The organism is Streptomyces soli, assembly GCF_003999195.1.
Lineage (GTDB): Bacteria > Actinomycetota > Actinomycetes > Streptomycetales > Streptomycetaceae > Actinacidiphila > Actinacidiphila soli.
In genome coordinates, this window is sequence record NZ_RJVR01000126.1 from 108,696 (window position 1) to 119,437 (window position 10,742).

The following is a 10,742-nucleotide window of genomic DNA, read 5'->3' on the forward strand; positions in this document are numbered from 1 at the left end:
CCCTCACATCCGGAAGATGCCGAAGCCACCGCGTGCCCCTTCGACGGGCGCGCTGTGGACGGCGGACAGGCACAGGCCGAGCACGGTGCGAGTGTCGCGGGGGTCGATGACCCCGTCGTCGTACAGCCGTCCGGACAGGAACATCGGCAGCGACTCGGACTCGATCTGCTGCTCGACCATGGCGCGCAGCGCGGCGTCGGCCTCCTCGTCGTACGCCTGCCCCCTCGCCTCCGCCGACTGCCGCGCCACGATCGACAGGACTCCGGCCAGCTGCGCCGGGCCCATCACCGCCGACTTGGCGCTGGGCCAGGCGAAGAGGAAGCGCGGCTCGAAGGCCCGGCCGCACATCCCGTAATGCCCGGCCCCGTAACTCGCCCCCATCAGGACCGAGATGTGCGGGACGCGGGAGTTGGAGACCGCGTTGATCATCATGGCGCCGTGCTTGATGATGCCGGCCTGCTCGTACTCCTTGCCGACCATGTAGCCGGTGGTGTTGTGAAGGAAGAGCAGCGGGATGTCGCGCTGGTTGGCGAGCTGGATGAACTGGGCGGCCTTCTGGGACTCGGCGCTGAACAGCACCCCTTGCGCATTGGCCAGGATCCCGACCGGATAGCCGTGGACCTGCGCCCAGCCGGTGGCCAGGCTCGGGCCGTACAGCGGCTTGAACTCGTCGAACTCCGAGCCGTCCGTGATCCGCGCGATCACCTCGCGGGGGTCGAAGGGGGTTTTCAGTTCCTCCGGGACAATGCCGAGCAGCTCGTCCTCGTCGTGGAACGGGGGGTCGTACGAGGCGGCGGGAGCCGGGCCCTGCTTGCGCCAGCGAAGTCGGGCGACGACGCGGCGGGCCAGGCGGAGCGCGTCGGGCTCGTCCAGGGCGAAGTAGTCGGCGAGGCCCGAGGTGCGGGCGTGCATGTCGGCGCCGCCGAGCGACTCGTCGTCGCTGATCTCGCCGGTGGCCATCTTGACCAGGGGCGGGCCGCCGAGGAAGACCTTGGAGCGCTCCTTGACCATGATCACGTGGTCGGACATTCCGGGGACGTACGCGCCGCCGGCGGTGGAATTGCCGAAGACGACGGCGACGGTCGGGATCCCGGCCGCCGACAGCCGGGTCAGATCCCGGAAGAGTGCCCCGCCGGGTATGAAGATCTCCTTCTGGCTGGGCAGGTCCGCGCCGCCCGACTCCACGAGGTTGACCAGCGGCAGGCGGTTGGCGAAGGCGATCTCGTTCGCGCGCAACGCCTTCTTCAGCGTCCACGGATTGCTGGCGCCGCCGCGCACGGTCGGGTCGTTGGCGGTGATCACGCACTCCGTGCCCTCGATGACCCCGATGCCGGTGACCATCGACGCGCCGACCGGATAATCGCTCCCGTACGCCGCGAGCGGTGAGAGCTCCAAGAACGGCGTGTCCGGGTCCAGGAGGAGCTCTATGCGCTCCCGGGCGAGTAGCTTGCCGCGCGTTCGGTGGCGCTCGGTGTACTTGGGGCCGCCGCCGGCGATGGCTTTGGCGTGCTCGGCGTCAAGTTCGGCCAGGCGGGTGAGAGTGGTGGCCCGGGACGTTTCGCTCACGCCTTGCTCCTTTTTTGTGGGCTCGGTTCGCCTCCGCTGCGCGGCGCAGGGACGTTACCCACGGGGTTCACGGTCTTGGCCGGGCGGCCCTGCGAAGGCCTGGGCGATGTCGAGCCAGTGGTCGGCGTCCTTGCCCTCGGCGACGAGGGCGGTGTCCGCACGGTGGCGGCGGCGGGTGGCGAGGAGGCAGAAATCGAGGGCGGAGCCGGTGACGCGCTGGGGGGCGTCCTCAGGGCCGTAGGTCCACAACTCGCCGGTCGGGGAGGTGAGTTCGACGCGGAATTCCTCGGCGGGCGGTTCCAGGCCGCGTACGGCGTAGGTGTGGTCCCGGGCGCGTACGCTGATGCGCGCCACGTGGCGGAGGCGGTCGGTCGGGGCGCGGCGGACGGCGAGGGCGTCGGCGATGTCCTCGCCGTGGGCCCAGGTCTCCATCAGGCGGCCGGTAGCCATGGAGGCGGTGCTCATGGCGGTCCCGTACCAGCGGAAGCGCGCGCCGGGCGGCTGGGCGGTCAGAGCGGCGGCGAGCTGGGCGCGGCTGCTGCGCCAGCGGGCGAGGAGTTCGGGGGGCGGGAGTGCCGCGCCCTGCTCGGCGGCCTCGTCGACATAGGTGTCGAGGGAGGTCATGGCGTTCGCCACTTCGCGGGCGAAGGCGTCGGGGTCGGTGACGGCGAGCAGGGACTGCCCGTCGGTCCAGGCGAGATGGGCGATCTGGTGTGCGATCGTCCACCCCTGGGCGGGAGTTGGCGTCGCCCAGACGTCGTCGGCCAGGCCGGACACCAGCTCGTCCAGGTCCTGGCTCTCGTCCCGCAGATCACTCAGTACGTACGTCGGATCGGCCACGGGCGCCAGACTGGCACCGCCCGCCGCCGGAAACAAGCACGCGTGCATGATTTCCGGCGGCGGGCGGCTTGCCCGGTTCGGGTCAGGAGGCGGCGCGGGCCGCCCGGCGGGCCAGGAGCGCCTCGCGACGCTCTTCGAACTTGACGGCCTGGGAGTTGAGTTCACCCATGAAGAAGCCCAGCTCCTGCTGCGCCTTGAGCCCCTCGGGGCCCAAGCCGGAGGTCTCCAGGACCTTGAGGTGCCGCAGGACGGGCATCAGCACGTCGTCGTGGTGGATCCGCAGGTTGTAGATACCGCCGATGGCGATCCGGGCGGCGGACCGCTCGAAGCCCGGCATGCCGTGGCCCGGCATCCGGAAGCCGACGACGACGTCGCGGATGGCCCGCATCGTCTGGTCGGGCGCGAGTTCGAGCGCCGCGCCCAGCAGGTTGCGGTAGAAGACCATGTGCAGGTTCTCGTCGGTGGCGATCCGCGCCAGCATGCGGTCGCACACCGGGTCGCCGGACTCCTTGCCGGTGTTGCGGTGCGAGATGCGCGTCGCAAGCTCCTGGAAGGCGACGTACGCCACCGAGTGGAGCATGCTGTGCGCGTTGTCGGACTCGAAGCCCTCCGACATGTGGGTCATGCGGAACCGCTCGAGCTCCACCGGGTCCACGGCGCGGGTGGTCAGAAGGTAGTCCCGCATCGCGATGGCGTGCCGGCCCTCCTCCGCCGTCCAGCGGTGCACCCAGGTGCCCCACGCGCCGTCGCGGCCGAACATGGTCGCGATCTCGTGGTGGTAGCTCGGCAGGTTGTCCTCGGTGAGGAGGTTGACGATCAGCGATATCCGGCCGATCTCCGTCACCTTCGACTGCTCCGGCGCCCAGGCCTCGCCGCCCATGATCCCGTCGAAGTTACGGCCGTCGCTCCACGGCACGTACTCGTGCGGCATCCATTCCTTGGCGACGCCGAGGTGGCGGTTCAGCTCGGTCTCGACCACCTCTTCCAGGGCGTACAGAAGCTTCGTGTCACTCCATGTGTCCGACTCGGTGCGCTGGGACGGGGTGATGGTCACGTTGTGCTCGCTCCTGACGACTGAAAGACACTTACGCTTGCGTAGGTTACGCCACCGTAGGTTAATACCCGTCGAAAAGGCAACCGTCCTCCTACCCATACAACCCGCGCAGCCGAACCGACAGACACGTCACGCAACCCTCCAGCCGCTCGAACTCGCTGATGTCCACGACAACTGGCTCATAACCGAGGTCAGCGAACAGCTCCGCGCTCTTGGGCGCGCTCGCCGCCATGAGCAGCCGGCCGCCCCCGAGCAGCACCACATGCGCCCCGGCCTCCTCCGGCACCGGCAGGAAGCATGGGAAGACGGCAGGGTCGTCGACCAGCGGGGGGAAGCCGATGACGGTGCCGTCCGGCAGGGCGGTCACGGCCGACTTGAGGTGGAGGGCCCGGGAGACGGGGACGGCGACGACCCTCGCGCCCAGCGGCTCGAAGACCGACCGCAGCTGGCGGACGCCCTCCCCGTTCGTGCGGCCGCCACGGCCCACGTAGATCGTGTCGCCGACCTTCAGAATGTCGCCGCCGTCCAGGGTGCCGGGCTCGCGCACCCGGTTGACGGACAGGCCCAGCGCGGTGACGGTCTGCTCCACGGCCGGGGTCTCCGGCTTGCGGGGGTCGGCGCCCGGGCGGGCGATCAGGGCGACGTTGCGGAAGACGACCACCGCGTCCTCGACGAAGACGCCGTCGGGGCAGTCGTCGGCCGGGGCGACCTCGATCGTCTCCCAGCCGTGCGCGCCGAGCGCGGCCACGTACGCCTCCCACTGCCGCCGGGCGAGATCGAGATCCACCGGCGAGCGGTCGAGGTGCGTGACCAGGCCCTCCGGCAGGCGCGGGCTGGGACGGCGGACCAGGGCTTTGCGGCTGGGCATGTAAACGAGTCTCTCCTACGTTTCGGGCCCACACACAGGGGCCGATAGGATCGCCCCCTGATGAGCGCCACTCTTGTTGCCAAGGATCTTGCCGCAGGTCACGGGGACCGTGTCCTCTTCTCCGGTCTCGAACTCGTCGTCGCCCCCGGCGACGTCATCGGCCTGGTCGGCGCCAATGGCGCGGGCAAGTCGACGCTGCTGCGCCTGCTTGCCGGGCTGGACACGCCCGAGCAGGGCCTGCTGCGGCTCAGCCCGCCGACCGCAGCCGTCGGCCATCTGCCGCAGGAGCCCGAGCGCCGGGAGGGCGAGACCGTACGGGCCTTCCTCGGCCGGCGAACGGGAGTCGCCCCCGCCCAGGAAGCGCTGGACGCCGCCACGGAGGGCCTCGTGGAGGGCACGCCGGGCGCGGACGACGCGTACGCCGAGAGCTTGGAGCGCTGGCTCGCCCTCGGCGGCGCCGACCTGGACGAGCGGGCCGAGGAGGTCGCGGCCTCCCTGGGTCTGACCGTCGGCCTCGATCAGCCGATGACCTCGCTGTCCGGCGGTCAGGCGGCCCGCGCGGGCCTGGCCTCGCTGCTGCTCAGCCGCTACGACGTCTTCCTGCTCGACGAGCCGACCAACGACCTCGATCTGGACGGCCTGGAACGCCTCGAAGCCTTCGTCAAGGGACTCAAGGCCGGCACGGTCGTCGTCAGCCACGACCGCGAGTTCCTGACCCGCACCGTCACCAGGGTCGTCGAACTCGACCTCGCCCAGCAGCAGGTGAACACGTACGGCGGTGGCTATGCCGCGTATTTGGAGGAGCGCGAGGTGGCCCGCCGCCACGCCCGCGAGGAGTATGAGGAGTATGCCGACACCCGCGCCGGCCTCGAATCCCGCGCCCGCACGCAGCGCAACTGGATGGAGCACGGCGTCCGCAACGCCCGCCGCAAGGCGAGCGACAACGACAAGCAGAGCCGCAAGACGCGCGCCGAGTCGACCGAGAAGCAGGCCTCCAAGGCCCGCCAGACCCAGCGGATGATCGAACGCCTCGACGTGGTCGAAGAGCCCCGCAAGGAGTGGGAGCTGCGGATGGAGATCGCCGCCGCACCCCGCTCCGGCGCCGTCGTCGCCACCCTGCGCGGCGCCGAGGTCCGGCGCGGCGACTTCACCCTCGGCCCCGTCGACCTCCAGATCGACTGGGCCGACCGGGTCGCCATCACCGGCGCCAACGGCTCCGGCAAGTCCACCGTGCTCGCCGCCCTCCTCGGCCGCGTCCCCCTGGACGCGGGAGGCGGCTCCCTCGGCCCCGGCGTCGTCGTCGGCGAGGTCGACCAGGCCCGGCGCCTCTTCTACGGCAGCGAGGCCCTGATGGAGGCCTTCGGCGCCGAGGTGCCCGACCTCCCGCCCGCCGAAGTCCGCACGCTGCTGGCCAAGTTCGGCCTCAAGGCCGCCCATGTGCTGCGTCCGGCCGCCACCCTCTCGCCGGGCGAGCGCACCCGCGCCGCCCTCGCCCTGCTCCAGGCGCGCGGCGTCAACCTGCTCGTCCTCGACGAGCCCACCAACCACCTCGACCTTCCGGCCATCGAGCAGTTGGAGGCCGCGCTCGCCTCCTACGACGGCACGCTGCTGCTGGTCACCCACGACCGGCGCATGCTGGACGCGGTGCACACCACCCGCCGCCTGGTCGTCGACGGCGGCCGGGTGACCGAGCACTAGGGCCTGTCCGGCCGATCTCCGTGGGAGAAGGAGCGGGGTCTGGCGTCTGTGATCGCAAGGCGCCGGGATGCCTTTGTAGCGGAGCTACTAGGGCATTTCGGCAACGCCGCGAGCGCTGGTGCCAGACCCCGCGACGCCGCGAAGATCGGCCGGACAGGCCCTAGGGCTGCCGGCCGCCCGGTCAGGCCTCCGGGACTCACTCGGGCTCGCGCGGCGGCACCATGATCTCGCTCCACACCTGCTTGCCCCCGCCGAGCGGCACCGAGCCCCAGGACGCCGACACCGCCTCGACCAGGAGGATGCCCCGGCCACCGGTCGACTCCCAATCCACGATCACCGGCTTGGCGGGCGCCCGGGGCGACGAATCGGTCACCGCGACCCGCAGGCGGTCCGGGCCGAGCGTGAAGTCGAGGCGCACCTCGCCCGTCGTGTGCTTCAGGGCGTTGGTGACCAGTTCGGAGACGACCAGCAGGACCACATCTGCCACCTCCGTGATCTTCCAGTCGCGCAGGGTGCGGGCGGTGAAACGGCGCGCGTGCATGACGGCGTCCGGCAGCCGCCACACGGTCCAGTTGGCCCGTATCGGCCGGACCTTCATCCCGTCGTAGCGCAGGAGCAGCAGCGCGACGTCGTCTTCGCGCCGGCTGCGGTCGCCCAGCAGGTCGTCGGCCAGTTGCCCGGCGTCCGACGGATCGCCGGCGGAGAGCACGGCCCGCATGCGCCGCAGACCCTCGTCCAGGTGCAGGCTCGCGGACTCGACCAGGCCGTCCGTCAGCAGTACGAGAACGGTGCCCGGGCTCAGCCCGACCGAAGTCATGGGGAAATCCGCATCCGCGAGCACCCCCAGCGGCAGACCGCCCTCGGCGGTCACCTCCTCGGTGCCGCCGTCCGGGAGCCGCAGCAGCGGCGGCAGATGTCCCGCCCGGACGAACCAGGCGTTGCCCTCCTCCAAGTCCAGGTCGACGTAGCAGCAGGTGGCGAACAGGTCGGTCTCCATGCCGACGAGCAGCCGGTTGGCGTGCGAGACGACCACATCGGGCGGGTGGCCCTCCACCGCGTAGGCCCTGATCGCCGTACGCATCTGCCCCATGATCGCGGCGGCGCCGGCGCTGTGGCCCTGGACGTCCCCGATGACCAGCGCCACGCGGTTCTCGGAGAGGGCTATGACGTCGTACCAGTCGCCGCCCACCTGGAGCCCCCTCATGGCGGGCAGGTAGCGGGCGACGGCCACCCCGCCGGGCAGCTTCGGCAGCCTGCGGGGCAGCAGGCTGCGCTGGAGCATCGTGGCGAGTTCCTGCTCGGCGTCGTGCGCGTGCGCCCGCATCAGAGCCTGTCCGACCAGTCCCGCCGTCGCGGTCAGCATCGACCGCTCCTCGGGGGCGAACTCGTGCGGCTCGTCCCAGCCGATCAGGCAGACGCCCGCCACCCGGCCCTGCGCCGGCAGCGGCAGCACGGCGAGCCCGCCGGGGCCGACCCCCGCGAGACCGGGTTCGAGCGCGGAGTCCGCGGGCCACAGGCTCGTACGGCCCTGCCGCAGCGCCGACTCCAGCGTCGGCAGCTCGCGGATCGGCGCGTCGGGCCACTCGGAGCGCCATTCCGCCCGCCACACCTCCGGCCACGCGCTGTGCTGCGGTGGGTCGAGGACGGTGACCACCAGCCGGTCGCCCTCGGTCTCGGCGAGCGCCACCCTCGCGGCTCCCAGCGGCTCGCGCAGCGCGGACGCCACCACGCGGCTGACCTCGCTGATGGTCATGGCGTTGGCGAGCCTCGCGGACAGCAGCTGTACCCGGGAGATCTCGTCGACACCGGTCCGCAGATACGAGGCGTCGGCGACCACGCCCACCACCCGGTCCGGCGTGCCGGAGGCGTCGGCCAGCAACCGGCTCCGGACACGCAGCCAGCGCAGCTCGCCGCTGGGCCGCCGGACCCGGAACTCCAGTTCCCGGCCTCCGGAGGGCATGTGGCCCGGATCGACCATGGACATCAGTGCGGGCAGGTCTTCCGGCACCGCGAGCGCGAGCAGGGACTCGCCCCTGCCGTCGTAGCCGTCCGGGTCGATGCCGGCCAGCTCCAGCAGCCGCGCGTCCGCGTCGATCCGCCCCGTGCTGAGGTCCACGGTGAAGGAACCGACGTGGAGCCGGTCCAGGGCGGGCGCCAGAAGCAACCGAGGCTCACCGTGCCTGGCCCGCAGCCGTGCGGCGACCTGGGCGGCGTACGTCTCCAGGAAGCCGCGCTGCTCGGCGCCGAAGCCGTCCGGGGTGTCCCCCACCAGGACCAGGCAGCCCCGCGGCTCGCCGCGCGCCCTGAGCGGCAGCGCGCCCAGCGACGCCTCGGGGGGAAGCGTCCCCTCGCCGTTCTCGCGGTACGCGGCGAGGGCCGCCGAGTCCAGCCACAGAGGCCGGTCGGCGCCGAAGGCGTCGGCCACGGGCGAGGCACCTGACAGGGAGTACGTCTCCGGCAGCCCGTACATGGCGGCGGGGCCCCCGGCCGTCTCGACCAGCCGCAGCCGGTCCGCGTCGTCGCCCAGCTCGTATACAGCGGCCAGCACCGCCCCGGCGAACGCCAGGACCTGCTCGCCCAGCGCCTCCTCCGGCGCCGGAGAGGACGCGGCGGCGTCATCCGCCCCGGCCACGTCTGCTCTCGGCCCCGAGACACCGACCCCGGCGCCGCCATCGTTGGGCAGGGCGCTCACACCAATCAGAATGGCACAGCCGCTGGACCCGCGAGAGGTGAGCGGTCCAGGCCATTCACCCGGGCGGCTCCCCCCCGGGCGCCCAGGTGGTCACCGGCACCGCCACCGGCCCTGGCTCGACCGGCCCGGGCCATCGACGCCGGGCACCTGGCCGGTACATATGGGTGACGGCCCGTTAGGCCCTGTGCGGGCGATCACGAACGGCCCCTTCGCCGCTCCCCCAGCCTGGCGGCTGGGAGGTGCCCCCACCGGCCGAAGGCTGAGGGAGAGTACCCCCAGCGCCTTGCGATGGACCGCACCAGACGACGCCGCTGTGACATCAGCCGCTGGCGCGGCGGGCGCCCGGGATCGCCCGGACAGGGCCTCATACCCGTCGAGGCCTTGCCGGCGAGGTGCGTCGGCCTGCTCGCCCACGGATCCTGGCCCGGCGTCAGATCACCACGGGCCCGACCCTCCGGGATGCCCACGGGCGGATCAGGGGCCCGCGTGGGAAGATCGGGCCCGACGGTGGGGTTGAGACGGACGACAACCCGTTGACCGAGGAGTTACGAATCGTGAGCCTGTACGACATTCCCCTGCGTACCCTGTCCGGTGAGCCCGCCTCCCTCGCCGACTACCGGGACCAGGCGCTGCTGATCGTGAACGTCGCCTCCAAGTGCGGGCTCACCCCGCAGTACGAGGGCCTGGAGCGGCTGCAGAAGCGATACGCGGACCGTGGCTTCAGCGTGCTGGGCTTCCCCAGCAACCAGTTCGGCGGGCAGGAGCCGGGGTCGTCCGAGGAGATCGCGACCTTCTGCTCCGCGACGTACGGGGTGAGTTTCCCGCTCTTCGAGAAGGCGGACGTCAACGGCGACGACCGGCAGCCGCTGTACACGGCGCTGACCGAGACGCCGGACGCGGCGGGCGAGGCCGGCGACGTCCAGTGGAACTTCGAGAAGTTCGTCATCGACGGGAAGGGCGAGGTCATCGGCCGCTTCCGCCCCCGTACCGAGCCCGAGGCCGAGGAGATCACCTCCGCCATCGAGGCCGCCCTCCCGCGTTGACCCGCTCCCTCCGCCTCGCTGTGGCCTGCGCCGCCGTGCTGGCCTCCGTTGCCGGCTCGGCGGGCGCGGGCCGGCGCGTCCCCGGGACGTCGCTGCCGGCGCGCCTGACCGACACGGGCGGCGGTACGCAACTCGTCACGGCCGAGGCGGAGGGACCCGGCTCCACCACCGGCACCGTGACCTGGTGGGACCTGCGTGACGGGCGGTGGACCGAGGCGGGCTCTGCGCCGGCCCGCTTCGGCGCCCACGGCCTCGCCGAGGGCGCAAGCCGCCGGCAGAGCACCTACACGACGCCGACCGGGCTGTACGACCTGCCCTTCGCCTTCGGCATCGACCCGGCGCCGCGCGGCACCCGGACCGCGTACCGCCGCGTCACCGCGACCTCGTGGTGGTGCGAGGACAACGCCTCCGCCGACTACAACCGCTGGGTCCAGCCGCTGCCCGCCGACTGCGCCCCCGGCGAGGCCGAGCGGCTGAACGCGTACCCCGTCCAGTACGGCCGGGCGATGGTCATCGGCTTCAACTACGCCAAGCCCGTCCGGAATCGGGGTGCCGGGATCTTCCTGCACGTCAACGGCCGTGGCGCGACGGCCGGTTGCGTATCCGTACCGGCGGCGGCGATGAGCCGGATCCTGCGCTGGGCGGACCCGGCGGCCGGCCCGCACATCGCGATCGGCACCACCGGCGCCGGGTCCCTGGCCATCACCGGCTACTGACCGCCAAGTAGCGCCCCGCGTACCCTGGAGGGCAGCCGCCGGTCGATGGCGTCCTGGCCGGCCCCAGCTCGCACTCACACCACGTCAAGGATGCCCTCTTGCCTCTCCATAAGTTGCCGGCCTGGCTTGCCCACCCCCTGCGCTGGCAGCGGTTGCCCGTGCCGTGGGCGGCGGTGGCGCGCGGGACGCTCGCGGCGGGACCGCTGCTGGCGGCGGGGATCGGGGCCGGGCGGCCGGAGGCGGGCGTCCTGGCGGCGCTGGGCGC

The 10,742-nt window shown here is 72.2% G+C and carries 8 protein-coding genes; 3 read left to right on the forward strand and 5 right to left on the reverse strand.

The window, feature by feature from the left end:
- Positions 1 to 3: 3 nt before the first annotated feature.
- The 4 genes from EFK10_RS11635 to ddaH form a co-directional block, all read right to left on the reverse strand.
- Positions 4 to 1,566: an acyl-CoA carboxylase subunit beta gene (locus EFK10_RS11635; RefSeq protein ID WP_127355640.1), complete on the reverse strand. Its 1,563-nt coding sequence runs from the start codon at positions 1,564 to 1,566 to the stop codon at positions 4 to 6.
- Positions 1,567 to 1,620: 54 nt separating this feature from the next.
- Positions 1,621 to 2,406 carry a TIGR03084 family metal-binding protein gene (locus EFK10_RS11640; protein WP_127355641.1) on the reverse strand — a complete coding sequence of 262 codons (786 nt, stop codon included), beginning with the start codon at positions 2,404 to 2,406 and terminating at the stop codon, positions 1,621 to 1,623.
- A gap of 82 nt (positions 2,407 to 2,488) precedes the next feature.
- Positions 2,489 to 3,460, reverse strand: coding sequence for an acyl-ACP desaturase (locus EFK10_RS11645; protein WP_127355642.1), 972 nt, complete (start codon positions 3,458 to 3,460; stop codon positions 2,489 to 2,491).
- Positions 3,461 to 3,551: 91 nt separating this feature from the next.
- Positions 3,552 to 4,328: a dimethylargininase gene (ddaH, locus tag EFK10_RS11650; RefSeq protein ID WP_127355643.1), complete on the reverse strand. Its 777-nt coding sequence runs from the start codon at positions 4,326 to 4,328 to the stop codon at positions 3,552 to 3,554.
- Between the two features lie 60 nt (positions 4,329 to 4,388).
- Between ddaH and EFK10_RS11655 the strand changes: the two genes are divergently transcribed.
- Positions 4,389 to 6,026: an ABC-F family ATP-binding cassette domain-containing protein gene (locus tag EFK10_RS11655; RefSeq protein WP_127355644.1), complete on the forward strand. Its 1,638-nt coding sequence runs from the start codon at positions 4,389 to 4,391 to the stop codon at positions 6,024 to 6,026.
- Between the two features lie 196 nt (positions 6,027 to 6,222).
- Here the strand turns inward: EFK10_RS11655 and EFK10_RS11660 are convergent, their stop codons facing one another.
- Positions 6,223 to 8,709: a SpoIIE family protein phosphatase gene (locus EFK10_RS11660; protein WP_127355657.1), complete on the reverse strand. Its 2,487-nt coding sequence runs from the start codon at positions 8,707 to 8,709 to the stop codon at positions 6,223 to 6,225.
- Between the two features lie 563 nt (positions 8,710 to 9,272).
- Here EFK10_RS11660 and EFK10_RS11665 point away from each other — a divergent pair.
- Together EFK10_RS11665 and EFK10_RS11670 are read left to right on the forward strand one after the other, a co-directional pair.
- On the forward strand, positions 9,273 to 9,761 hold the full coding sequence (locus EFK10_RS11665; protein WP_206305410.1) for a glutathione peroxidase: 489 nt from the start codon (positions 9,273 to 9,275) through the stop codon (positions 9,759 to 9,761).
- Between the two features lie 20 nt (positions 9,762 to 9,781).
- Entirely contained in the window at positions 9,782 to 10,477 is a 696-nt protein-coding gene (locus tag EFK10_RS11670; protein ID WP_127355659.1) for a L,D-transpeptidase family protein, read from the forward strand.
- The last annotated feature ends 265 nt before the right edge of the window (positions 10,478 to 10,742 follow it).